The 24213-nt window shown below is 46.1% G+C and carries 21 protein-coding genes; 9 read left to right on the top strand and 12 right to left on the bottom strand.

The genetic code is table 11. The features are described from left to right. Position 1 precedes the first annotated feature (1 nt). Positions 2 to 592 (bottom strand): hypothetical protein, encoded by a 591-nt coding sequence (locus SIB80_RS06390; protein WP_169189819.1) that lies wholly within the window; start codon positions 590 to 592, stop codon positions 2 to 4. 337 nt (positions 593 to 929) lie between these two features. Then, complete coding sequence (locus SIB80_RS06385; protein WP_205909704.1) at positions 930 to 1148, bottom strand: ribbon-helix-helix domain-containing protein; 219 nt, start codon at positions 1146 to 1148, stop codon at positions 930 to 932. A 176-nt stretch (positions 1149 to 1324) separates the two neighbouring features. Here SIB80_RS06385 and SIB80_RS06380 point away from each other — a divergent pair, with 176 nt between their 5' ends. From SIB80_RS06380 to SIB80_RS06370, 3 genes are all read left to right on the top strand, one after another. Then, positions 1325 to 1930, top strand: coding sequence for a PCC domain-containing protein (locus tag SIB80_RS06380; RefSeq protein WP_063403836.1), 606 nt, complete (start codon positions 1325 to 1327; stop codon positions 1928 to 1930). Then, positions 1927 to 2172 carry a DUF6737 family protein gene (locus SIB80_RS06375; RefSeq protein ID WP_063420061.1) on the top strand — a complete coding sequence of 82 codons (246 nt, stop codon included), beginning with the start codon at positions 1927 to 1929 and terminating at the stop codon, positions 2170 to 2172. Before SIB80_RS06380 ends, SIB80_RS06375 begins: the two co-directional genes overlap by 4 nt. 100 nt (positions 2173 to 2272) lie before the next feature. Beyond that, on the top strand, positions 2273 to 3157 hold the full coding sequence (locus SIB80_RS06370; RefSeq protein ID WP_063420059.1) for a GNAT family N-acetyltransferase: 885 nt from the start codon (positions 2273 to 2275) through the stop codon (positions 3155 to 3157). Positions 3158 to 3231: 74 nt separating this feature from the next. Here the strand turns inward: SIB80_RS06370 and SIB80_RS06365 are convergent, their stop codons facing one another. Beyond that, complete coding sequence (locus tag SIB80_RS06365) at positions 3232 to 3570, bottom strand: c-type cytochrome (protein ID WP_011129888.1); 339 nt, start codon at positions 3568 to 3570, stop codon at positions 3232 to 3234. Positions 3571 to 3920: 350 nt separating this feature from the next. Here SIB80_RS06365 and pstS point away from each other — a divergent pair, with 350 nt between their 5' ends. After that, complete coding sequence (pstS, locus tag SIB80_RS06360) at positions 3921 to 4913, top strand: phosphate ABC transporter substrate-binding protein PstS (protein ID WP_063420057.1); 993 nt, start codon at positions 3921 to 3923, stop codon at positions 4911 to 4913. Positions 4914 to 5080: 167 nt separating this feature from the next. Here the strand turns inward: pstS and SIB80_RS06355 are convergent, their stop codons facing one another. Further along, positions 5081 to 5290 carry a hypothetical protein gene (locus SIB80_RS06355; protein WP_063420056.1) on the bottom strand — a complete coding sequence of 70 codons (210 nt, stop codon included), beginning with the start codon at positions 5288 to 5290 and terminating at the stop codon, positions 5081 to 5083. 26 nt (positions 5291 to 5316) lie between these two features. Next, entirely contained in the window at positions 5317 to 6000 is a 684-nt protein-coding gene (locus tag SIB80_RS06350; protein WP_063420326.1) for an SDR family oxidoreductase, read from the bottom strand. A gap of 347 nt (positions 6001 to 6347) precedes the next feature. Here SIB80_RS06350 and SIB80_RS06345 point away from each other — a divergent pair, with 347 nt between their 5' ends. Then, entirely contained in the window at positions 6348 to 6887 is a 540-nt protein-coding gene (locus SIB80_RS06345; protein WP_370520965.1) for a rhomboid family intramembrane serine protease, read from the top strand. Between the two features lie 283 nt (positions 6888 to 7170). Here the strand turns inward: SIB80_RS06345 and SIB80_RS06340 are convergent, their stop codons facing one another. The 3 genes from SIB80_RS06340 to SIB80_RS06330 form a co-directional block, all read right to left on the bottom strand. Continuing rightward, a complete protein-coding gene (locus SIB80_RS06340; RefSeq protein ID WP_413681530.1) occupies positions 7171 to 13701 on the bottom strand; it encodes a beta strand repeat-containing protein in 6531 nt (2176 codons plus the stop codon). 401 nt (positions 13702 to 14102) lie between these two features. Further along, positions 14103 to 14756: an endonuclease III gene (nth, locus tag SIB80_RS06335; protein WP_063419445.1), complete on the bottom strand. Its 654-nt coding sequence runs from the start codon at positions 14754 to 14756 to the stop codon at positions 14103 to 14105. A 162-nt stretch (positions 14757 to 14918) separates the two neighbouring features. Further along, positions 14919 to 15266, bottom strand: a complete 348-nt coding sequence (locus SIB80_RS06330) for a phenylpyruvate tautomerase MIF-related protein (protein WP_063413951.1) — start codon at positions 15264 to 15266, stop codon at positions 14919 to 14921. A gap of 982 nt (positions 15267 to 16248) precedes the next feature. On the opposite strand from SIB80_RS06330, the gene SIB80_RS06325 reads away from it, so the two are divergent. The 3 genes from SIB80_RS06325 (at position 16249) to SIB80_RS06315 (ending at position 19114) form a co-directional block, all read left to right on the top strand. Further along, a complete protein-coding gene (locus SIB80_RS06325) occupies positions 16249 to 17031 on the top strand; it encodes a helix-turn-helix domain-containing protein (RefSeq protein ID WP_063419444.1) in 783 nt (260 codons plus the stop codon). Then, positions 17031 to 18089 carry an ABC transporter ATP-binding protein gene (locus SIB80_RS06320; RefSeq protein WP_063419451.1) on the top strand — a complete coding sequence of 353 codons (1059 nt, stop codon included), beginning with the start codon at positions 17031 to 17033 and terminating at the stop codon, positions 18087 to 18089. Before SIB80_RS06325 ends, SIB80_RS06320 begins: the two co-directional genes overlap by 1 nt. Positions 18090 to 18535: 446 nt before the next feature. Further along, positions 18536 to 19114, top strand: coding sequence for a ferritin (locus SIB80_RS06315; RefSeq protein ID WP_063419443.1), 579 nt, complete (start codon positions 18536 to 18538; stop codon positions 19112 to 19114). A gap of 105 nt (positions 19115 to 19219) precedes the next feature. Here the strand turns inward: SIB80_RS06315 and SIB80_RS06310 are convergent, their stop codons facing one another. Then, positions 19220 to 19501 (bottom strand): hypothetical protein, encoded by a 282-nt coding sequence (locus tag SIB80_RS06310; RefSeq protein WP_063434937.1) that lies wholly within the window; start codon positions 19499 to 19501, stop codon positions 19220 to 19222. 10 nt (positions 19502 to 19511) lie between these two features. Further along, positions 19512 to 20108 (bottom strand): helix-turn-helix domain-containing protein, encoded by a 597-nt coding sequence (locus SIB80_RS06305; protein ID WP_063397747.1) that lies wholly within the window; start codon positions 20106 to 20108, stop codon positions 19512 to 19514. 761 nt (positions 20109 to 20869) lie between these two features. Here SIB80_RS06305 and SIB80_RS06300 point away from each other — a divergent pair. Then, positions 20870 to 21040, top strand: coding sequence for a hypothetical protein (locus tag SIB80_RS06300; RefSeq protein WP_169189915.1), 171 nt, complete (start codon positions 20870 to 20872; stop codon positions 21038 to 21040). A 456-nt stretch (positions 21041 to 21496) separates the two neighbouring features. Here the strand turns inward: SIB80_RS06300 and SIB80_RS06295 are convergent, their stop codons facing one another. Then, positions 21497 to 22603 (bottom strand): chlorophyll a/b binding light-harvesting protein, encoded by a 1107-nt coding sequence (locus SIB80_RS06295; protein ID WP_063406657.1) that lies wholly within the window; start codon positions 22601 to 22603, stop codon positions 21497 to 21499. A gap of 1012 nt (positions 22604 to 23615) precedes the next feature. Next, entirely contained in the window at positions 23616 to 24149 is a 534-nt protein-coding gene (locus SIB80_RS06290) for a ferritin (protein WP_011129874.1), read from the bottom strand. Positions 24150 to 24213: the final 64 nt, after the last annotated feature.

Here is a 24213-nt window from a genome sequence, read left to right as displayed (position 1 = left end):
TTTAGTTTTGCAGCTGACACCTCAGCACTGCTAGCGCTTCATCGGGTAGTCCCAAAAATTGATCCAGCCATGCGGCTCCACTGAGTGGCACGATGGCGACGCCCACAAGCACGGCATTGCCATCCGCATCAAGTGCCTGTCCTTGTACATGATGGCGCTGACTCTCAACCTTTCCACTGCTGAGGCATGTGTTCACAGTCAGATCAGGAGCAGTGAGCCAACTGCCAACTGTGAAACAGAATTGCGCTTTAAACTGAAGTGATAGTTCACCACTATCGGGCGCGAAAGACCCTTCAAGCTTTTGGGTTGTAATGCTGATGTTCAAACCAGGAGGCATTGGCAAGCCAAGTATCTGTGTTGTGCGCCAGCTGAGAGCAGGAATGATCAGGTTTTTTGGATCAAAGCGAAGACTTCTCAGCCCATCTTGATTTAAAGGCCCTAGCAGGCCGTCTCCACCTCCACCTCTAGCGTCATAACTAAAAGCTGGATAAGCACCGATGGCTAGACGACATCCTTTCTGACTGGTCAGATGCATTACGGAGGACAAAATAACAACTTGGCAGATCCCCACGTTGACAGAGGCTAAGAGCATGTGTATTCAGATCAACTTATAAAATTAATAAGCGCTGCCTACATTGACTCTCCATAGATACAGTATTTAATTAGAACCATTTTACACTGGATAACTAAGTCGATCAACGATCGACTTAAAAGATTCGAAACAAATCATTGCCGCAGAAGCTACAAAGATACTTTTGTCTCAATATTATTTTCATAGAGATTGAGACTATAAACATCCAGTAAACCGCCCCTCCAACTCATCAATGCAGCAAAGACGAACCAATAACACTATTTAGTCAACCTTCTAATACTGCACTTACGTCAGCATCTAAACAGTCAAGATCCTCGCTATTTAGTAGAACTGGTCGTCACCCGTCTAACTGACGATGACGACGCAGTCCATCTTCAATCAAGAACGAGGCAAGGCTGCTACAGCTACGGCTTTCTGCAAGGGCATGCTGCTTGAGCCGATTCATCAAACCCGCCGGCAGGGTCACATTGAGGCGTTCCGACTGAGCAGAATCGGCCACCATTGCTGCACTTGGAGCCTCTTGAGAGAATCGTTGGCGCTCTTGCAGATCGGCCATTGGGTTCTGCAGTGACGACACTTTGACGTCTTAGCTTGGCATCAATAGTTCAGCAATAACTTGCCATTCATGCCCACAAGCTCTCTATGGCAATCTTCGAGTCGTCTATCGATCAGCTCTGAGGACCGGTATTTACTGTTGACTTCTTAATCTCTGCTTTCTCGAAGGAGAACTCCATGCGATCGCTGCCATTGAAGCTTGCTCCAGGCAGCGACCTACTGATAAGCCTTCAGAAAATAGCTCAGGAACAGAACAGCTCAGGTTTTGTTCTTGGTGTGGTTGGCAATCTTTCGCGTGCAGCATTTCAGTGTCCTGGTCAGTCAGGGCCTACTGTCCTCGAGGGAAACTTGGAGATCATCACTCTGAATGGCACAGTTTCTCCCAATAGTGTGCATCTGCATCTAAGCCTCTCTGATAGTGCCTGTCAGGTATGGGGTGGCCATCTTGAACCAGGAACCCTTGTGCTCAAGGGTGCTGATCTGTTGGTGGGTTTATTGGATCAGTCTCTCCCACAAGAGCCTTCTGATCCTTCTCAGACACCAAGGGTGGAAATTGCTGTTCTGCCTGGTTGCCCTTGGTCGACCAGAGCTCTGCGGATGCTTGGTTCTCTTTCCATTCCGCACACCGTTAAGAGCATCGACAATGATGCCTCTTTCAAGGCGTTCAATCAGCGTAGTGAGCTCAATACTTTCCCTCAGGTGTTCATCGATGGTGAGTTGATTGGCGGTTACGATGAACTATCGAAAATGCATGCTTCTGGCCAACTAGAGACACTGCGATGAGTAGTGATCAAGGCAAAGCAACTACAGCAAGCTTTTGGGATGAAAAACCCTGGTGGTGTCAACCCTGGAGCATTCTGCTCACAGGTGTTGCTTTTGTCGCTGTCAGCTGGTGGTGGCCCAATCTGCTTTGGTTTACTGTTCTGATCGCTATAGGCGTGATCGGATGGTGGGGCTTGTTTCTCGTGCTAGCCCCAGCGATCTATCGCCAGCAGATTCAGCAGCAACTTTCGGAACAGGATTAAATCTCATCCTGATGGATCTCAATCTTTAAAGATCACGCCCCATCATTGGATCAATCTCAAAAAGCTTGGTCCTGAAAAACATCTCGTTAATTGCTCCGTTATGGCCTCGCTGCTAAAGATCCGGCCGCTGCAACACAATGACATCGCTATGGTTACGCAATGGGCCAGGGCAGAGGGTTTTGCTCCTGGTGTTGGTGATGTAAGTATTTATCGTCATACCGACCGTCAGGGATTATGGGTGGGTTGGCTTGGCAATCAGCCTGTCGGTTGCATTGCTGGAGTTCGCTACAACGCCGCCTATGGCTTCATTGGATTGTTCCTTGTCATTCCGGAGCATCGAGGTCATGGGTATGGAGTTGAGCTATGGGAACATGCTCTCGAGCATCTCGTTGATCTTCCTTGCGTTGGTTTAGAGGCTGCGTACGATCGAATTGACGACTATGCCGGATGGGGTTTTGCAATTTCATCGCCGACAACTCGCTGGCAAAGGATTTGTGATGGCAACCTGATTGACGACGATGACTATTCCAATGGCGAAGGGTTGCAACTGCTTGAGGGTGATTCGATTCCCGCGATGGCTGTGCAGTCTTATGACGCCATACGTGAACCCAGCCCCCGCCCTCACTTCCTTTCCGATTGGCTTCACCATCCTGCCGGTAATGTGTTGGCCCTGGTAGATGGCAACGATTGTTGCCATGGATTTGGCAGGATCCGGCCTTGTTTATTACGTGATGGCGAAGGCTGGCGGATTGGGCCGCTATTGGCTGATAGTCCGCAACTCGCGGAGCTGTTGTTGAAGCGTTTGATCCAACGCCATCCAGGTGTGGTGATCTTGGACGCACCTGGAGGAAACTCTTCGGCAGAGCCCCTGCTGAAACGACTTGGCTTCAGGGCTGTTTCTCAAACTTTGCGCATGTATCGCGGAGAACAACCATCTATTCCTTTAGACGAGGTTTATGGTTTGGCCTGCTTGGAGTTGGGCTAAAAAAAATCCTTCAATCAAGCTGGTTAATAAACCAGACTTGACTGAAGGATTTGAATCGATTGTTTGACTTTTAACTACCAACCACTGCTGGCTTGGGCTTCAACATAGGCTGCTACATCAGCTATATCTGCTGCACTGAGGACGTCTGCAAAAGAAGGCATGCCGCCTTTACCGTTGGTGACCTGGGCAACAATTGCTTCTTCATGCCCTGAGCCGTAGTTGCTTAAGGTTGCTTCTAGGGCGGCTTTTTGAAGGGTCTTTGCAGGATCTACGATGTTACCGCCACCAGCGTGGCATGCGGCACAGGTAGACGAGAAGACTTGTCCGCCATGGGCCGAGTCAGCAGCCATCACCCAAGAAGGAGCTGCAAAGCATACGGTGATAGCAAGGAGAGCTGAAAGTAGCCTACGCATCAGAAGCAGGTATCAACGCCAACCATTGTTGGTGATCAAATGGGCATTGAGCTCTTTTGGATAGAAGCTGTTATTAATTCAAATATTCACCGAAAGACCAACTCCTTGTTGATCTTTGCAGATCAAGGCTAAGCCTTGCTTGGCTAAGCAAGGGGGCAGGAATCTCCCTTTGATAGTTCAGTTGCTGGGTTTTTGCCTAGAGCAAAGAAAAGGGTTCTACTGGGTAGAACGTTCTTATCTCCCTTAACCACTAACCGATTCATCAAGATCTCCTAGTCAATTGCTGACTTTTTCCCATCAAAGGGCATTTCTTATCTAGTTATGGGTTGATGAAATCCTTCAGGGGCCCCATGTCGTTCTCAAAGAAGGCCCTTTTGCTCCTTTCTGTGGTTGTTCTCGGTGTTGGCATCACGGCTTGCAGCACCTCAGGCACCTCAGGGTCATCCGCACGGCTCAGCGGAGCTGGTGCCACTTTCCCTGCAAAGATCTATACCCGTTGGTTCTCTGAGCTGGCCAAGGCTGGGGGGCCGCAGGTCAACTATCAGGCTGTTGGCTCTGGATCTGGTCGTAAAGCCTTCATTGATCAGACCGTGAGCTTCGCGGCATCGGATGATCCGATGAAGCAAGAAGATATTGACAAGGTTCAGCGTGGCTTGGTGCAAATTCCCATGGTGGGAGGCACCATCGCCTTTGGCTACAACCGAGACTGCGGTCTGAAGTTGACCCAAAAGCAAGCGGTTGAAGTTGCTCTTGGCAGCATCACTGATTGGGATCAGCTCAATTGCCCTGCAGGCAAGATCACTTGGGTGCATCGCTCTGATGGCTCTGGCACCACCAAGGCATTTACCAATTCCATGCAGGCCTTTTCTCAACAATGGACCCTGGGAACCGGGAAATCAGTGGAATGGCCAACAGGGGTAGGCGCTAAAGGGAATTCAGGTGTTGCTGGTGTGATTACAAATACACCAGGCGCGATCGGTTACGTGAATCAGTCATTCATCAAAGGCGATGTCAAAGCTGCTGCACTTGAAAATCTCTCTGGCGAATTCCTCAAGCCAAGTGTGAATACAGGAGCTGCTGCCCTCAATGGCATCCAGTTAGACGCCAATCTCGCTGGTACCAATCCAAATCCCACAGCCAAAGGGGCTTATCCGATTGCCACTCTCACCTGGTTGTTGGCATACAAAACTGGTAATGGCAGCAACCTTGATGCTCTTAAAACAACCTTTGACTACATGTTGAGTGATGAGGCTCAGGCGCAAGCTGATGGTTTGGGCTTCGTTCCCCTTCAAGGCAAAATTCTCGACAAAGCTCGTAGTGCCGTTGGCTTGGTCAGCAAGTGATCAAATCACTAGATTCAATTAACTGGTCTTTTCCCAATCATTAGAAGTGGGGGGCTAATCAATTCCTTTAGAAATCTGCCTGTTCCGTTGGCCTATATTTTTTCTCGTTTAGAAGCCAATATGTTGTGATCCAATGCTGATTAATTAGGCTTAACCACTGGTAGGTATCAAGAGCCAGATGCATGGTTACTATGGTTTCTTTTACGTTTTTTCTCCTCAAGAAGTTCGCTTTCAAGTTGTTCAATCAGCTTGGTAACAAGTGCCTGAAACTCAGGTTGGCAGCCTCGAAATGCCGCCTTGTGACGAATGGGTTCGTTACGAGTGCGCAGGTCGGTAAGCATCAGCTGCAAGGCATCAATTTTGGCATTGGTGTTCATGACCAGACACTCCTCATATGACGACACTATGACGCCAGAGCATTGATATTTTTAAGTGCTTGTTGCATTGTGATTAGCTTCAGATCAGGGTTGCTCGTGACCTCAATAATGCGGCCAATTGACGAAGGAGTCTTGAGGGCTTCGATACAGCAACGCGCAACTAATCTTCTTGGAATTCTAGCGTCTTCCTGACAATCGGCCGCTGTATAAAGGATCCCTTCTTTCTCCAGGTTCTCTTCTCGATCGTTCAGGCCACCTGGTCTGATCACAGTCCAATCGAGACCGCTTTGCTCAAGTGCCTGTTCTCCTAGACGTTTCCAAACCAAGATCAGACCAAAAAGGTTGAGTGGATGCAGCCATCGTCCGGCACAGAGCGAACTAACCAGAACAACCCTTTTGACGCCAACCCTTTGGCAACTGGCGATTTGCTGTCTTACTCCTAAGGCATCCACCCGCGCAGGGCCGGTTAGATCTGCAGAGGGTCTGGCTCCTGTTGCGAGCACAAGCGCGTCGCAGCCTTCAAGTGCTTGATCGAGGGCTGTTTCATCTGCCAATGACAAGCGCCGTAGATCGCATTGGCTCAAATTGTCGGGCAAAAGGGAGCTTGGACGAAGCAACAGGCGCACCTGATTCCCTTCCTTTAGGGCTTCCTCGGCAACTCGATAGCCGGTTTTGCCAGAGGCTCCACTGATGGCCAGCTTGATGCCCATGTCGATTTGCTGAAGATTGCACAAGGTCTAGCGAAAATATATATAGAACGCTGTTGTTTGATCAATGCTCTAGCTTTAAAATGCTTGGATTTTTGCCTTGGCAATGTCGATTCATCACTGGTAACGCGGTCTTTCAAGCCTGCTGGAGAACCGTTCTTAGGTCGAAATGTCAGGGAAGATCAGCTTTGATCACACGTTATTGATCTGCACCTCTGCTGATTACTGCGATGTCTTAATGGAGTTGTAGGGGAGTTGCAGCACAATAAAATAGTGAATCATGCAATTGTCATTTCAAAGCATCTTGAGTGAACCAAACCAAACGTAAGCAGATACTGACATTTCGGTTATTGCTCCCTCTCATCATTGTGGGGATTGCTTGGCTGCAGGAAAGTATTGATCAGCTATTTTTTTCGGGGAGTTGGAACCTGCCATTAGGGCCTGGTCTGCCTTGGTGGGGTCTACTTACAGCTCCATTTAGCCATGCAGGTTTTGGCCATCTGATCTCTAACACAATTATGTTTTTGCCTTTGAGCTGGTTGGTGCTAACCAAGGGCTATCGTGATTACATTGCTGTTTTGATCGCTGTTGTTGTGATGGAAATACCTGTTTGGTTATTTTGGCCTAGGGGCAGTCATGGCATGTCGGGCGTTATTTATGGACTGCTTGGTTATCTCCTGCTAATCGGTTTTCTTGAGAGCAGTCTCTGGGCGATTATTCTATCAATAATCTGCCTGATTCTTTTTGGCAATTATTTAACTGCTTTAATCCCTGGAGTTTCTCCAGCTGGAGTCAGCTGGATCGGGCACGCTAGTGGATTTCTTGGAGGTATTTTTGCTGCACTTGCTATTTCAGGGGTACCATCAGAGAATGCAACATCTCGTTATTGATATAGACAGAAAAGATGAAAATATTTACGATACCTTTGCTAACTCAATGCATCTTGCATTCATTATTCAATTTCACAAGTCATATAGACAAGCATAGACTTGGCTCAATAGCTATAGACTTTGTCGCCAATTTGCTTGTTTTTACTTTTTAAAATTAGCATAAAAATAGATGCCTTGTTGGTCAAGACATCTATAGCTAGAAACTTTTCTACTTATTCAGAGACTGAGTCTTCTCAAGCCTTGTAGAATCAAGATTACCCTGCTCTGTTTACTACAGAAAGCCTTAAACTACCAATTCATCTGTTGCACCTCCTAATGATTGTCCAGAGGTTGCCATCGGTTCAGCAATCATGATTGGATTAGAGCCTGATGACGTAGTTTCTAGAGTCGATGCTGTTCCAGCCATGATTGCCTCTACTTCCGGGGAAGCCTCAACAACTGTGAAGACACCTTCTTCAAAAGTTGTTGATGCTGTCCAAAGGTTGTTGACTGCAGTGCCTTGACTAGATGTCTCAACAGAAATTGTTGTTGATTCAACCGCAATATTAGTGATTGAATCGAAACCATGTTCAACTGGCTCAACATCAATTCCGACAATTGATGTTGCTACTTCTTCGATAGGCTGATTAATGATCAAATCAGCTTCAAGCACTTCCAATTCAGTATTTTCACCGGTTGGAATTATTACTTGAATATCCACCTCAGAATCAACATTATTGTTGCCAAATAGAGCCATGTCTACATTCTGAAGCGTGCTAAGAACAACGCTCGACTCATCGCCTGCGATGCCATCCACATCGAAGCTTACGATTGTGTCATCTCCATCCTGCATCAGGCTGACATAACCGCTAGAGAATGCATTTGAACCGTCATAATTTATAGCCAGATTATTCAGTAGCTCGTCGAAGTTGAGGCTATCACCATGATCGCCAACCTCGAAATCGGTAATGATTAAAGGAGTGTTGGAGCTGAACGATGGGACGGAATCAGCAATGGTCTCATTCACAATATCTATAATCAGATCAGTTGTGAATTCAGGAACAGTAGGTAAAGTTATTTCGGCAACCAAATCCTCACCTGCAGGACCTGGGAATGGGACTGGATCTATTCCAACAGGCGATGGCAAGGGTTCGGCACTTAACCATGAATTACTAAACAGACTATTGTAGTAATCCACAGTAAAGATAAGTTTGTCGGAACCAGCACCTGTGATGTAGGTGATTCCATAACCACCATGTACCTCTAGTTCATCTTCACCATCTCCGCCATCGAATACGGCGTTGAAGGTATTTTCACCATAAAGTTGGACAATATCATCGCCACTAGCACCCAGGATTGTGCTATTTACTGTTCCTCCCTTGATGCTTGCGAAGTCCTCTCCTTCACCTAGGTAAATAATGCTGTCTTTAAGACCAACAACATTTGTTTCTCCACTACTGCTGAATGCAGATGCGCTGATTTGAACTTGATCATCACCTTTCCCTAAATTAAAGATACTCTTGACAGCGCCAATAGCTTCAACAAACCCCCGACCAAAACCAGTCGCATTAGCGTTGATTTCTAGGCTGTCATCACCACTACCTGTATCGATGGAGCTGTTTTCAGCCCCGTAGGCAGGATCCCAAACAGTGGAGTTTGTAGTGGCATTAATTTCAACGTTGTCATCACCAGAACCTGTATCCAGTGAGCTATCACGCATGCCCCAGGCATTGGTGCTACCACCAACAGCATCAGCATTGATTTCAACTTGATCATCTCCAGAGCCGGTATCGAGGCTTGATGAATCAAGACCAACTGCTTCTGCATTACTCCAGAAGGTGTGAGCAGATGCATTGATTTCAACGTCATCATCACCACTACCTGTATCGACATCGCTGTCTTTAAGACCAAAGGCCTGAACCTCTCCAAATCTTGTTGTTGCTCTGGCGTTGATTTCTAGGCTGTCATCACCACTACCTGTATCGATGGAGCTGTTTTCAGCCCCGTAGGCAGGATCCCAAACATTGGAGTTTGTAGTGGCATTAATTTCAACGTTGTCATCACCAGAACCTGTATCCAGTGAGCTATCACGCATGCCCCAGGCATTGGTGTGACCACCATTGGCGCGAGCATTAATTTCAACTTGATCATCTCCAGAGCCGGTATCGAGGCTTGATGAATCAAGACCAACTGCTTCTGCATCTCCGATGACCGGACTGCCATATCCACTACCAAAGCTGCGCGCAGATGCATTGATTTCAACGTCATCATCACCACTACCTGTATCGACATCGCTGTCTTTAAGACCAAAGGCCTGAACCTCTCCAAATCTTGTTGTTGCTCTGGCGTTGATTTCTAGGCTGTCATCACCACTACCTGTATCGATGGAGCTGTTTTCAGCCCCGTAGGCAGGATCCCAAACATTGGAGTTTGTAGTGGCATTAATTTCAACGTTGTCATCACCAGAACCTGTATCCAGTGAGCTATCACGCATGCCCCAGGCATTGGTGTGACCACCATTGGCGCGAGCATTAATTTCAACTTGATCATCTCCAGAGCCGGTATCGAGGCTTGATGAATCAAGACCAACTGCTTCTGCATCACCTCCTCTACCAAAGCTGCGCGCAGATGCATTGATTTCAACGTCATCATCACCACTACCTGTATCGACATCGCTGTCTTTAAGACCAAAGGCCTGAACCTCTCCAAATCTTGTTGTTGCTCTGGCGTTGATTTCTAGGCTGTCATCACCACTACCTGTATCGATGGAGCTGTTTTCAGCCCCGTAGGCAGGATCCCAAACATTGGAGTTTGTAGTGGCATTAATTTCAACGTTGTCATCACCAGAACCTGTATCCAGTGAGCTATCACGCATGCCCCAGGCATTGGTGTGACCACCATTGGCGCGAGCATTAATTTCAACTTGATCATCTCCAGAGCCGGTATCGAGGCTTGATGAATCAAGACCAACTGCTTCTGCATCACCTCCTCTACCAAAGCTGCGCGCAGATGCATTGATTTCAACGTCATCATCACCACTACCTGTATCGACATCGCTGTCTTTAAGACCAAAGGCCTGAACCTCTCCAAATCTTGTTGTTGCTCTGGCGTTGATTTCTAGGCTGTCATCACCACTACCTGTATCGATGGAGCTGTTTTCAGCCCCGTAGGCAGGATCCCAAACATTGGAGTTTGTAGTGGCATTAATTTCAACGTTGTCATCACCAGAACCTGTATCCAGTGAGCTATCACGCATGCCCCAGGCATTGGTGTGACCACCATTGGCGCGAGCATTAATTTCAACTTGATCATCTCCAGAGCCGGTATCGAGGCTTGATGAATCAAGACCAACTGCTTCTGCATCACCTCCTCTACCAAAGCTGCGCGCAGATGCATTGATTTCAACGTCATCATCACCACTACCTGTATCGACATCGCTGTCTTTAAGACCAAAGGCCTGAACCTCTCCAAATCTTGTTGTTGCTCTGGCGTTGATTTCTAGGCTGTCATCACCACTACCTGTATCGATGGAGCTGTTTTCAGCCCCGTAGGCAGGATCCCAAACATTGGAGTTTGTAGTGGCATTAATTTCAACGTTGTCATCACCAGAACCTGTATCCAGTGAGCTATCACGCATGCCCCAGGCATTGGTGTGACCACCATTGGCGCGAGCATTAATTTCAACTTGATCATCTCCAGAGCCGGTATCGAGGCTTGATGAATCAAGACCAACTGCTTCTGCATCACCTCCTCTACCAAAGCTGCGCGCAGATGCATTGATTTCAACGTCATCATCACCACTACCTGTATCGACATCGCTGTCTTTAAGACCAAAGGCCTGAACCTCTCCAAATCTTGTTGTTGCTCTGGCGTTGATTTCTAGGCTGTCATCACCACTACCTGTATCGATGGAGCTGTTTTCAGCCCCGTAGGCAGGATCCCAAACATTGGAGTTTGTAGTGGCATTAATTTCAACGTTGTCATCACCAGAACCTGTATCCAGTGAGCTATCACGCATGCCCCAGGCATTGGTGTGACCACCATTGGCGCGAGCATTAATTTCAACTTGATCATCTCCAGAGCCGGTATCGAGGCTTGATGAATCAAGACCAACTGCTTCTGCATCACCTCCTCTACCAAAGCTGCGCGCAGATGCATTGATTTCAACGTCATCATCACCACTACCTGTATCGACATCGCTGTCTTTAAGACCAAAGGCCTGAACCTCTCCAAATCTTGTTGTTGCTCTGGCGTTGATTTCTAGGCTGTCATCACCACTACCTGTATCGATGGAGCTGTTTTCAGCCCCGTAGGCAGGATCCCAAACAGTGGAGTTTGTAGTGGCATTAATTTCAACGTTGTCATCACCAGAACCTGTATCCAGTGAGCTATCACGCATGCCCCAGGCATTGGTGTGACCACCATTGGCGCGAGCATTAATTTCAACTTGATCATCTCCAGAGCCGGTATCGAGGCTTGATGAATCAAGACCAACTGCTTCTGCATCACCTCCTCTACCAAAGCTGCGCGCAGATGCATTGATTTCAACGTCATCATCACCACTACCTGTATCGACATCGCTGTCTTTAAGACCAAAGGCCTGAACCTCTCCAAATCTTGTTGTTGCTCTGGCGTTGATTTCTAGGCTGTCATCACCACTACCTGTATCGATGGAGCTGTTTTCAGCCCCGTAGGCAGGATCCCAAACATTGGAGTTTGTAGTGGCATTAATTTCAACGTTGTCATCACCAGAACCTGTATCCAGTGAGCTATCACGCATGCCCCAGGCATTGGTGTGACCACCATTGGCGCGAGCATTAATTTCAACTTGATCATCTCCAGAGCCGGTATCGAGGCTTGATGAATCAAGACCAACTGCTTCTGCATCACCTCCTCTACCAAAGCTGCGCGCAGATGCATTGATTTCAACGTCATCATCACCACTACCTGTATCGACATCGCTGTCTTTAAGACCAAAGGCCTGAACCTCTCCAAATCTTGTTGTTGCTCTGGCGTTGATTTCTAGGCTGTCATCACCACTACCTGTATCGATGGAGCTGTTTTCAGCCCCGTAGGCAGGATCCCAAACATTGGAGTTTGTAGTGGCATTAATTTCAACGTTGTCATCACCAGAACCTGTATCCAGTGAGCTATCACGCATGCCCCAGGCATTGGTGTGACCACCATTGGCGCGAGCATTAATTTCAACTTGATCATCTCCAGAGCCGGTATCGAGGCTTGATGAATCAAGACCAACTGCTTCTGCATCACCTCCTCTACCAAAGCTGCGCGCAGATGCATTGATTTCAACGTCATCATCACCACTACCTGTATCGACATCGCTGTCTTTAAGACCAAAGGCCTGAACCTCTCCAAATCTTGTTGTTGCTCTGGCGTTGATTTCTAGGCTGTCATCACCACTACCTGTATCGATGGAGCTGTTTTCAGCCCCGTAGGCAGGATCCCAAACATTGGAGTTTGTAGTGGCATTAATTTCAACGTTGTCATCACCAGAACCTGTATCCAGTGAGCTATCACGCATGCCCCAGGCATTGGTGTGACCACCATTGGCGCGAGCATTAATTTCAACTTGATCATCTCCAGAGCCGGTATCGAGGCTTGATGAATCAAGACCAACTGCTTCTGCATCACCTCCTCTACCAAAGCTGCGCGCAGATGCATTGATTTCAACGTCATCATCACCACTACCTGTATCGACATCGCTGTCTTTAAGACCAAAGGCCTGAACCTCTCCAAATCTTGTTGTTGCTCTGGCGTTGATTTCTAGGCTGTCATCACCACTACCTGTATCGATGGAGCTGTTTTCAGCCCCGTAGGCAGGATCCCAAACAGTGGAGTTTGTAGTGGCATTAATTTCAACGTTGTCATCACCAGAACCTGTATCCAGTGAGCTATCACGCATGCCCCAGGCATTGGTGTCAGCACCATTGGCGCGAGCATTAATTTCAACTTGATCATCTCCAGAGCCGGTATCGAGGCTTGATGAATCAAGACCAACTGCTTCTGCATAACCACCACGGCTGCGCGCAGATGCATTGATTTCAACGTCATCATCACCACTACCTGTATCGACATCGCTGTCTTTAAGACCAAAGGCCTGAACCTCTCCAAATCTTGTTGTTGCTCTGGCGTTGATTTCTAGGCTGTCATCACCACTACCTGTATCGATGGAGCTGTTTTCAGCCCCGTAGGCAGGATCCCAAACAGTGGAGTTTGTAGTGGCATTAATTTCAACGTTGTCATCACCAGAACCTGTATCCAGTGAGCTATCACGCATGCCCCAGGCATTGGTGTCAGCACCATTGGCGCGAGCATTAATTTCAACTTGATCATCTCCAGAGCCGGTATCGAGGCTTGATGAATCAAGACCAACTGCTTCTGCATAACCACCACGGCTGCGCGCAGATGCATTGATGTTTAGGCGATCAGCGCCAGAACCTGTTTCAAGGCTGGAATCTTCAAGACCAACAGCTTCTGCGTCACCTCTATTGGTGCGAGCAGATGCATTGATATTTAGGCGATCAGCTCCAGAGCCTGTATCGAGGCTGGAATCTTCAAGACCAACAGCTTCTGCGTCACCTCTATTGGTGCGAGAAGATGCATTGACATTGGCTTGATTGCCAGTGAAATCAATATTACTGTCTTCAATACCTGTTGCTTGAGCATTGCCACCGCGGCCTGCATTAGCACTTGACCTGATATTGAGCCGATCGGTATTAACCTCAATATCTTGGTTGTCAAGAGCTTTGGACTCGGCGTCTTGCCATGGCATCCATCGTCTTGCGCTGTCGAAGAAGTTTGTTGACGAAGTCATTTTCTTGAATTGATAAATGTGCGTTTAAAAAGGGCTTACCCTTCGTCAATAGGTTTTCTTGTTTGAGATATTTACGTTGTGATTCCATTCACCATGAGCTGTGAGTTTCATCACAGGCCGATCATGTGTAAACGAGAATTGGTCAGAATTTTAAAAAAAGCCCAAGGGCTTATCATCTATTGGATACTTTGAAAAATTCCCAATACACATTGCCTGGAAATTATGTTCAAGTACATTTTGGATTAGTATTAAAAAGTCAGCATGCCAAAAGCTTCTTCCTATCTAAATAGCAGCTTTATTACAGATTTAAAACTAACAGAAGGTATCTAAGGATCAAAATCAATTCCTTTAGTGTAAATTAGATCAAAATAGATTTATCTTGATTGCCGTCAGATGGAAAATCATGGTTTGTTCCAAATCACTGGTCTACGTCGCTTCGGATAAAGTTCTTGACACAAGTCACAAGTTGTTCCATCGCAACCTCTTGCTGTACAGTGCTCTCTTCCGTAATAAATAAACTGAAGATGTAACTTGTTCCATGCAGTCTTGGGGAAAATTGATTTGAGATCTTTTTCAGTCTGAATTACGCTTCTTCCATTAGACAAACCCCATCTTTGGGCAAGTCGATGGATATGAGTGTCCACTGGAAAAGTAGGCACTCCAAATGCTTGTGCCATGACAACACTTGCTGTTTTGTGGCCGACACCAGGGAGTGACTCTAGATCAATAAAATTTTGTGGAACGCAAGACTCAAAACGATCAACTATAATTTCTGAAAGTTTGTGGATATTTTTGGCCTTTTGATTAGCCAGGCCTAATTGTCGAATAAACCCTAGGATCTTACTTTCCCCTAATTGAAACATTTCTTCTGGAGTTGGTGCTGATTTAAACAAGGCCGGTGTTACTTCATTTACTTTCTTGTCAGTGCATTGCGCACTTAAAACGACTGCAACCAACAAAGAGAAATCGTCACTATGGATAAGAGGAATAGGTGGATGAGGATAGTACTCATTTAGTCGGCGCATAATCGTTAGCGCACGATCATGTTTTTTCACTCGCTTTTCATTGCATTTAGAAGTTTGTCTTTTGGGTTCTGGCTTACATACAGGTGATAGGATTCTAAATGCCAAGTAATATTAGACGCCTATACGAACCAAAGCATTCGCTTGATATTTTTTTGTTATTGAATGATTGTCTACTCATGAAACGGGATCACTTCAACCGAAGGTACTTCCGTTCCAACCCCAGAGTCGAGCAGGGACATCCTCAAAGCCGATATAGGTTCGATCAGCTGGAATACCAAGATTTTGCTCGATGTGGCCACACACGAGTTCGCTCACTTCTTGCGTACGGCTACCATCGAGAGCTCCAATGCTTTTCACCTCCACATAGCAAGTCGGTTCAGTATTTCCCGAAAATGTCATTGGCACACCGCATTGAAGAGATGTCATCACATATTTCTCTGGTTTCCCCAGTAGCTCGGCAAGCTTGCTAGAGAGCTCTTGCAGCAGTGAGTTGGCATCAGCTACAGCTGGAACTGATGCTTGGATGTTGATCAAGGGCATGGACGCAATTGCCTTTTAAGAAGTCTTTAGGAAACTATGCCATTTATCTCGATGCTTAGCTGCTCAATCAGCTACGGCATTCACTAATTGTTGGACTACAGTAAACCGAGCAAGACATTTCAACTTCAAGATTAACATAATCTATGGAACAAAAAAGAATGGGTCGTCAAACGGGATGGCTAAATCTTCTAATTTATCATCAACAATCCTTACATTCATTGTCAATAATGATTATATTTAGAATAGCAAAACTCTTGCATTAATGCATTTCCCTAGGGCTAATTAAATCCACAGGAACAACCATTTCATCCTTTTTCAGAAACTAAACTTGCAGATCTATTTAACACACCTCTATCAAGCCAACGCTGTATACTTGATAGATATCAAAAGCGAATACTGTTATTCATTGTATTCATCATCATAAACCTTGAAGACACGATGCTCTGCCTGCATGAATGTATACTTCAATCCATATTTAAAGTGCTAATGACAGGCAATTCCTCCCCCATGAATCTGACTGCGAATATCGTATTTATAGCAGTTATTGACTTCTTCTGGCACCGACAGTTATCTAGCTAGATTTACAATAGGCTTAGCCAAGTTGATCATTATAAACAGATAATTATTTGACATAGATGCCTGCCATTCTAGCGATCTTTAATTGCTTCTATGGAGACAAAATCCTTGTACAGATCATGCATTCTGCTCGCTATAAGTTATTTTTGATGAATAACATTTGAAACTATACGGCTTGACTTGAATCCAAGCAGCCCCATGAACAGGATGGCTGGCCTTTTTTTTGAACCAAAGCCTGACTCTTGACCAAAAAAACAACACGCTCATTTTTCTGCTTTTTTTTGCTACTACACCCCCAGCCAAGCGACCCGAATCAATAGCTACCTCTAGATGTAATAAATATCACGCTCCAAACAAGCATTGATCAGTGCTTGATGGGTGAGAATGATTCATCTGCTTGTGACAATTGTCATCTATTGAGGTCGCTGTTGACTCAAAAATCTCTAGTAGATGCTCGGATCTATCTGACAGCAATGGATCTTGGAAACCTGCCACACACATCACCCTTGGTTCTGCCACCAGTCGTTATGGCGAGGAAGAGTTCCCTTCCCTCCGTCAACCATTACACAATGCGTCTTGTCCGATAACAGTCAGTAGTCAACTGGAATCGCTGGAATCACTTCAACTCACAGTAGGGCAGAGCATTCTGCTGTCCTCTCAGACGGATCAATCTCGCTACGTGCGGCTGTTTTTTCAGCAGGGCATTGCCAGGATCTCAGGCTCTTTCGGAGATCATTTTCCTGATATCACTTTGGCCTTTTGTGGTGATTCTGAATCTAGTTGGCTTCGATTACCCGACGGCAGTAACTTTTTACTTGAGGCACTCACGAATAGTTCAATTGGCCTTCATTACGCAGACAACTGCCCGAAAGAGCAAGATCTCCTATGGGATTGGCTATTTGATTTTCATCTTGTCAGGCATCCAGTCGGAGCCGAAGCAAGGTTAATTGCTCTTTTAAAGCTTCTGATTGGTCGCTTTGGCATCCGTAGAAGTGAAGGTTATGAATTGCCCTTTCCCCTTGGCCATGCACGCATGGCCGAACTGATTGGGGCCACGCGCTCCACTGTTACTCGTCAGATCACCTTGTTTCGGAACAAGAATGATCTTCAGCTGATTGAACCTGGCGGGACTTTTCTGCTCTCGGCACGACTTATCGAATCCACCCCAGCTATGGATATACGATTTTGATTACTAACCACTTGCAAATCAAGGGCCTCTGGTATCACTACGGTGATGGATCAGCAGAAGGTTGGACACTGCAATCCATCAATATGAACCTCCAGAGAGGTGAGCTCGTTGGTTTGTTGGGACCTTCCGGTTGTGGCAAAACAACCTTGCTGCGATTGATTGCTGGATTTGAACAGCCTGTGCGAGGGACGATCTGCATCGATGATCACGAGGTCGCAAGCTCACGGGGAATGCTGCCACCCGAGCGCCGCAGCATAGGCATGGTGTTTCAGGATTATGCTCTTTTCCCCCATCTCGATGCCTGGCGCAATACCTGTTTTGGTTTACGCCGCGGCCAAGACACCAGCCGAGCAGAATGGCTGCTTGAGATGCTCGGCCTAGCGGATCTTCGCAACCGTTATCCGCATCAGCTTTCTGGAGGCCAACGCCAACGCTTGGCACTGGCAAGGGCATTGGCCCCAGGGCCATCACTCGTACTTCTTGATGAACCCTTTTCCAACCTTGATGTTGAGGTACGTCTGCGTTTGCGCAGCGAGCTTGCAGGTGTTCTTCAAACTTGTGGTGCCAGTGGTCTGCTTGTGACACATGATCCTCAAGAAGCCCTGGCAATCTGCGATCGGGTTGCGGTCCTGCGCAATGGTGAGCTTCATCAGTGCGCATCACCCTCTGATCTGGTGCAAAAACCAGCCACACCTTTTGTTGGTCGTTTTGTGCTCCAAGGGAACCTGCTTCCTCTCAACATGGGTGGCGAACATTGGCTGACGCCGATTGGTCCTCTCTCAAAACCCACGGAACCGAACGCTGCTAAGGCAACAGAGTTAATGGTCGATGATCAGGCTCTTCAGATTCAGCAGGATCCCAGAGGCGAGGCTCTGATTCAAGGTCGCGAGTTTCTTGGTAGTCACTGGTTGTTGCGTGTGGAGCTTGGAAATCACACGTTGCGTGTACGTCAACCACTTGAACGTCCTGTCAAGACAGGCGAGCGCTGCTTCGTCGCCTTCCGCGCGGGACAAAAAGGCCTTCTTTTCCCCGGAGCGATTCCATGCCCACTTTGTTGAGGGCAATGCTTGACCACCAAGACCTAACCAGTGGTGGTCTCAATCACTCAACAACTATTAAGGCTACAATTTTATCCTGATCAAGTTGTATTAGCCATCAACAACCCCTTTTCGCAAAGGAATGGGTAATCAGCCGCGGCTGCATACACATTTGCCACCTTTCCACTTCGAGCACTTCCGCTTTTTGCAGGTTTTTTTCTTGTTTTGAACGGGGTCAAGACGTCGCAGACGACTGTCCGCCATGTCATTCCCCAAGGCCTTGGCCATAAAGACCTGCGGTAACTCCGCAACTGAGACTGATTCTCATTATATGGGGTCCAAATCGCACCTGAAGAGACCTTTTCAAGATGTAAAAGGGCTTGTAGCATTCGTCACATCACTCTATGCACATTTGCCTGGTTGCTAATCCATCCTCGCCACTCTGTGCAATCTCTACAAGACAAATCATGGCATTGCCTAGCAGTACTAAAGCTGTAGCCCTTACCACTGGTCCTGCAGGACGTGCAATCGCTCAGTCAATGGAAGCTTCTCTGGTTGAGGCTCTCCATCAGCATCTAACCATGGAGAGAAATGCTAGCGCTGCTTACTTTGCTATTGCGATTTGGTTTGCTGAGCGCGAATTGCGCGGCTTTTCCCATTACTTCAAGCAAGAAGCTATTCAAGAACAGGAACATGCCGCCCATTTTGCAGATTACCTGATTGCTCGTGGACAAACTGTTGTTCTGCAGGATATACCTTCACCCCGTCAGGAATGGATCTCTACAGATGAAATCATGGCTGCCTCATTCCAGATGGAGGCAGACGTAACAACCTCACTGCATCAGCTTTATGCAATGGCTGAGCGAGCTTCTGATATGCGCACGACAGTGTTCCTTGATCCACTAGTCGATAATCAAGTCAACTCTGAAAATGAGTTTGCTCACCTCTTGGGTCGCGTACGTTTTGCCGAGAATCAGCCCTCTGCAATGTTAATTATTGACGGAGAATTGAGCGATGGAAAGCATTCGCCTGCAAAGCTCGCCTAGTGATTGCAATCTATAATCGATAGCGATACATCAGTGTGTAAGTAAAATACTAATTAGCATTGTCTGTTAATTATTACTAATAAAATAAGAACTTTTCTCTTGAAGTCAACAAGTTCTCATATCAAGTGTTCTGCTGCTGATCTCAAGTAGAAATTCAATAGAGAGTTTATCGGCCAGCCCGTTATATTTCATTTCATTGGCTATTTTAGATAATGCTTGACGCCGATTTCTGAGCAGCTGAAATTCATTCTTGAGACGGTAAGATAGATTCTCATCATTACATTTAGCCATAGCCTCTAGCAATGAGCTACAGCGATGGCGGATCCCATCAACCTCTCTACAGAGACTGGCGATAACGCTGTCTGATGTGATAACTAGGTCTTTCATTCACTCAGAGCTATGAGGCGGCAAGAGGTGCTGATTCGATTAAGGCTGGGGCCAAGCGCAAGATGGGCTCTCCGCTGGGAACGTTTAAAAGATCAGCGGTCCTTAACCTGGAGATCAGTCGCGTGGAGGTCACACGCGTAGATCCGATGAGTTCACCAATTCGCTCATGGGTGAGTCGGAATGGGAGATCGCACCAGTCGCCACAGCGTCGCCCTAAGCGGTTAACAAGCAGGGCTAGCAATGCCTGGAGACGCTGTTCTGCATTACCTAAATGGCGAATGCGAAGCAGCTGCAGGGTCCATTCGTTCACCGCATCAAAGTCATGCCCATCACGGATTTCAGCATCGCTGCGAAAACATAATGGTGTAAGTGCTTCAACACAGACACCTTCACTGCACAAGCGGTCGGTGCGTAGTTGATCGCCTTCCTGAAGAAAAGCGAGAGTCATTCCTTCAGTTTCTTCGCATGGGCAGTAGACGCGGGCGATACCCTCAACGACTTCGATACAAGCGCCGCCTGAACGAGCGGCAGGATCGATCAGTATGGATTGCCCTGTTGGCATCCGCACTGCTGGGACTGGATCATCTGGCAGGAATCGGAAGCTCATGTGAAGCCTCTCAAGTGCTTTTTGAGAACTCTTCGCAACCTATACGCTTATCAGTGCCTTTTGCAAGCGATTCTCAATAGCAATAGGGCTGTTGCGAGGAATCTGTATTGCTGATTGATGCTTGTGTAAATTTCGACACCATCCGGGGTGTTGTTTAGCCCACTGGCGCCGTCAAGTTTTCACCTGCTCACTTGCACATGTTGGAATTTGTGGCATAGGCAGAAGGAATCAGTCACTGAGGCGCAATAACTGCATGCACTGCAAATGTATAGATGATGTAAAGCCTGGCCATTGAAAGAGTTGCTAATCCTGGGCGTAGCATGGATGGAAGAAGAACATATCAAAAGGAAATACAAATGGAATCTCGTGAAGGCATTGATGTTACTGGTGTATGCAATGACTTAAATCGTGCGTCAGTTGTCAAGCTGGTTATCATTCCAGGCGTGCGTGCCGTAAACTTTGCCTATTTATAGCGATAATCTGGCAGAGTGATTTCAAATCTGATTGATACTGAGATCGCAAGCCTGCTTGATTACAGTTAATGGATAGAATGTAGCAAAAGCAAATTGATATCGTTTTTTTGGAGACAAGGGAAGCTCTATCAATGGAGTGATTAGGAGACAGAGAAGCGAAAACATAGCGACTGTATAACCACACATGTAAGAGGGCCTATCTAGATATTTGGATTGGTTTGATGTTTAAGTTTGCAGTGCCTCAAACGAGTTATTCAAGCTATAATTAGACAGCATTTTAAGTCAACGATGTATACAGCTCCCTTTGCAGCGGCAGTAGAGCTGACACCAATAACCATTGGCGGAATTGTCTTGCTTGGTGTTTTGGTATTGGCCGCCGATATTCATTTATTAATAAGACAGCAACAACAAAGCCGCCTGCGTAAAATGGCTCCTAATCAAGAAGCTAGAGATCAATAAGTGGCAGAGACAATCGTTGCTAAACCTTAAGGCCAAGGGTCTATTGTAAATCGATAACATTAAATCAGTGAAACAGTCGTTGAAGCAGAGTTCGTGAAAAGGAATAGCAGCACTCAACCTAGATCCAAAAAAAGAAAAGCTTAGTTTCGATAGCGATTAGACCATATCAATGACTTGTCATAGATGTTTATTTTAGATCATTATTGAATCAAAGATACCCTATACTTTGACAAATTCGATTTGCGTTGACTGGCCAAAATCGCAAAATTGAAGATTAGGGTTTACGTATTTGAAGCAGTATAACTAATGGGAGGCAAGTCGAACAATAGAACAATCAGAAGTTGAAGTTTGCTGAGCACTATATTTTCAAATTGACAACCATAGGCTCAATAAAAAAGCCCTGCTTAGGCAGGGCTCCTATTTTAAGATAAATCGCAGTGTTAATTTGAAGCTAGTTTATGTGGCGTTATCGCTCGATGTTGATGGCACGGTCGTACTTTTACCTGGGTTAAGGCTAATTTCGTTGCTTTCTAGCTGATCGAACAATTTTTCCACTCGTTTGAAGTCAAAGCCCATCGCTCTCAATCCATGCCAGAAATGACCCTGAAGATAGAAGAATCCAAGGTAGAAATGGAAGTTTGAAAGCCATGAACGGGCTGAATGTACGTCTCCGCCAAACAATGGATCCGTATCTGAAAAATATGGAGCGAAGTTCAACTCGATATTGAGAGGACCACCATAGAGATCAGTTGGATAAATTGTGGTGTTCATAGAAGCCCAGAAGGCTGCCACAAAAGCAATAAAGGCTGCACCTGCTAATGAGGTAGAAAGCACAAATTCAGCAGACAACAGTCCTTTTCCTTTGAATTCAGTGTATTCCCCAAATGGCTTGCTGAAAATATGCCAAACAGCACCAGCACTCAAGAAGAAGGCCAAGAATGCATGACCGCCCATCACGTCTTCCAAACTGCTAATCGTAAGGAAATCAATCTGGTGATTCCAAACCATTGACAAGTCAAGGTTGTATTCGACCTTACGTACAACACCCATTGCTGGGTCATAAATTCCATGGTATTTAGCCCATTCAACAAATTGAACGCAGCCAAGACCTAGGAATAGCAGGTGATGTCCAAGTATGAAGGTGAGCCTGTCTGGATCATCCCATTTAAAATCAAATTTGTTGGGTCTGGATCCTTGCGGGTATTCTCCCAAGTCCTCCTTGTATCGAAAGGAGTGAAGCATCGCACCACCGGCATAAACGGCCGAGAAGATTAGATGGAAGACTGCGACTACAAGCATCCCATAGGAGTCAGTAATCACACCGTTCTCTATGCCACCAATACCAAGGCCTGCTAGGTGAGGAAGAACTACAAATCCTTGGTCACCTATTGGCAATGCGGAATCGTAACGAGCTAGCTCAAATAGGGTGTTGGCACCAGCGCCGAAGCAAATTAATCCTGTGTGGCCAATATGCGAGGCAATGAATCGGCCTGATCGGTTGGTCACACCACTGTTACCCGCGTACCAGGCGTAGGTAACGTCTGTTTTCCCGTAGGTTTGCACGAGAATGAACTTGTTTAGGGCAAATAAAATCTATTTGTATCGCGACAGTTCGACATTAGGTGTACACAGAACTCTACATACTTGAAGAGGTAAAGTGTGATTTAGACATGATAGTGTGCCGTAGTATATGTATGAATAAGCACGATCATTAGATACATCACAGACCTCTCAGTGGATACTATAGAGACAAGGCAATGATCACATAGGCGAGAGTTAGGCGACACATTATGGAGTGATATTTCATACAACTAATCAAATAGTGATTCGGTGGCAACGGATCCTAAAAGGAGAATTACTGTTGATATCACTGGCTTATGAGAAATCCTGACAGAACCGAAGCAAGCCACCGCTGGCGCTTTGTTGCATGTATCTATTGGCACAATGGATTGGCCTACCTAGGATTAAGTCTCATTTCGAATTGCACAATGCCATCCTGTGATTGGGATTACTTGGGCTAGTGATATATGGACTTTGTCTGGATTCATCAATGGATTTTGGAACCCTCTCAGCAGTGGTGTGTGGAATCATTGGCTCGGCCTGCATTGCTATTTTTATCATCGGAGGTAAAGCCGATAATGATGGACAAGGAACCAACATGACGTGAACTCTGAGTTGGCATCGATTGTTAGGAAGGGCAGAGTTATCACTCTGCCCTTTTTTAGTATTGGTTTTAATTACAAGTAGAAGCAAAGAACTTACAACTCATTGATTTAACTTAAAGCATGATTGAGATTTGAAAATTTTTCTAATTTGAAATAAGATTTGTCAAAAAATCTTTGTCAGGACGCGACTTTTCAGAGCCTATCTAAGAGGATCATCATTTTTGTAAACATTTTATAGCTAAAAGATATTGCTTGAAACAATGCAATAGCTTCCATGCCAGAAGAAAAACTTGTACAGATTTTATTAATACCAGATTATTGCAATGGAATTGATTGCGAGTGAAACTACAACAAACATTGGCTGAAAATATTTTCTAGTATTATTAAATAGTGATCATAAAAACTTGGAATTAATTCTCTGATTGTTTTAATCCAGTAAGGCCACCCTTGACAGTTGTCAAGGCAGTTCCATCAAGAAACTGTTGATCCAAAAGAAGTAGCGCAGCAGTGTTATCACCAGCCAGGCGAAGGCGCTTACGCACGAAACGAGCTTCCGCTTCCTCTTGTAACTGTTCTGCAATGAACCAATCGAGCATGGCGGTCGCACTACGCTCACCAGCTTGTTCAGCTATGGAATAAATACGGTTAATTGATGCTGTTACATCTTTTTCTAGCTCGTAAACCTGATCAAAGAGATCCTGGGTGGACCCCCAATTGCGTTGTGGAGCTTCAACCGCGGGAAGCTCGACCTGCTCATCGCAATCAACAAGGTAAGCAATAAGTCGATCTGCATGACCACGTTCCTCTTGGCTCTTAATTTGCATGTACGAGGAAAATCCGGCTAAATCCTTCTCGCGAAGCCAAATTGACATCGCTAGATAGGTATGACTTGCCTGAAACTCACAGGCCAAATGAAGGTTGATAGCCTTGGTTAGATCATTCATGCTCAGGTTTAACGTTTAAGGCCATCATTGGTGAAATGTACTTGGTTAAATGAGAGCGCTTATT

The sequence above is a fragment of the Prochlorococcus sp. MIT 1327 genome, from assembly GCF_047304785.1.
GTDB lineage: Bacteria > Cyanobacteriota > Cyanobacteriia > PCC-6307 > Cyanobiaceae > Prochlorococcus > Prochlorococcus marinus_D.
Note: the sequence above shows the minus strand (reverse complement) of the source record. Positions and strands in the feature narration are given on the sequence as shown.

Bases quoted from the DNA above. Each gene is read 5' to 3' on its own strand.
- SIB80_RS06315 (WP_063419443.1), top strand. From the start codon at position 18,536: ATGGCATTGCCTAGCAGTACTAAAGCTGTAGCCCTTACCACTGGTCCT.
- SIB80_RS06310 (WP_063434937.1), bottom strand. From the start codon at position 19,501: ATGAAAGACCTAGTTATCACATCAGACAGCGTTATCGCCAGTCTCTGT.
- SIB80_RS06385 (WP_205909704.1), bottom strand. From the start codon at position 1,148: ATGGCCGATCTGCAAGAGCGCCAACGATTCTCTCAAGAGGCTCCAAGT.
- SIB80_RS06375 (WP_063420061.1), top strand. From the start codon at position 1,927: ATGAGTAGTGATCAAGGCAAAGCAACTACAGCAAGCTTTTGGGATGAA.
- SIB80_RS06300 (WP_169189915.1), top strand. From the start codon at position 20,870: ATGTATACAGCTCCCTTTGCAGCGGCAGTAGAGCTGACACCAATAACC.
- SIB80_RS06290 (WP_011129874.1), bottom strand. From the start codon at position 24,149: ATGAATGATCTAACCAAGGCTATCAACCTTCATTTGGCCTGTGAGTTT.
- SIB80_RS06350 (WP_063420326.1), bottom strand. From the start codon at position 6,000: ATGGGCATCAAGCTGGCCATCAGTGGAGCCTCTGGCAAAACCGGCTAT.
- pstS (WP_063420057.1), top strand. From the start codon at position 3,921: ATGTCGTTCTCAAAGAAGGCCCTTTTGCTCCTTTCTGTGGTTGTTCTC.
- SIB80_RS06370 (WP_063420059.1), top strand. From the start codon at position 2,273: ATGGCCTCGCTGCTAAAGATCCGGCCGCTGCAACACAATGACATCGCT.
- SIB80_RS06365 (WP_011129888.1), bottom strand. From the start codon at position 3,570: ATGCGTAGGCTACTTTCAGCTCTCCTTGCTATCACCGTATGCTTTGCA.
- SIB80_RS06380 (WP_063403836.1), top strand. From the start codon at position 1,325: ATGCGATCGCTGCCATTGAAGCTTGCTCCAGGCAGCGACCTACTGATA.
- SIB80_RS06340 (WP_413681530.1), bottom strand. From the start codon at position 13,701: ATGACTTCGTCAACAAACTTCTTCGACAGCGCAAGACGATGGATGCCA.
- SIB80_RS06330 (WP_063413951.1), bottom strand. From the start codon at position 15,266: ATGCCCTTGATCAACATCCAAGCATCAGTTCCAGCTGTAGCTGATGCC.
- SIB80_RS06390 (WP_169189819.1), bottom strand. From the start codon at position 592: ATGCTCTTAGCCTCTGTCAACGTGGGGATCTGCCAAGTTGTTATTTTG.
- SIB80_RS06305 (WP_063397747.1), bottom strand. From the start codon at position 20,108: ATGAGCTTCCGATTCCTGCCAGATGATCCAGTCCCAGCAGTGCGGATG.
- SIB80_RS06355 (WP_063420056.1), bottom strand. From the start codon at position 5,290: ATGAACACCAATGCCAAAATTGATGCCTTGCAGCTGATGCTTACCGAC.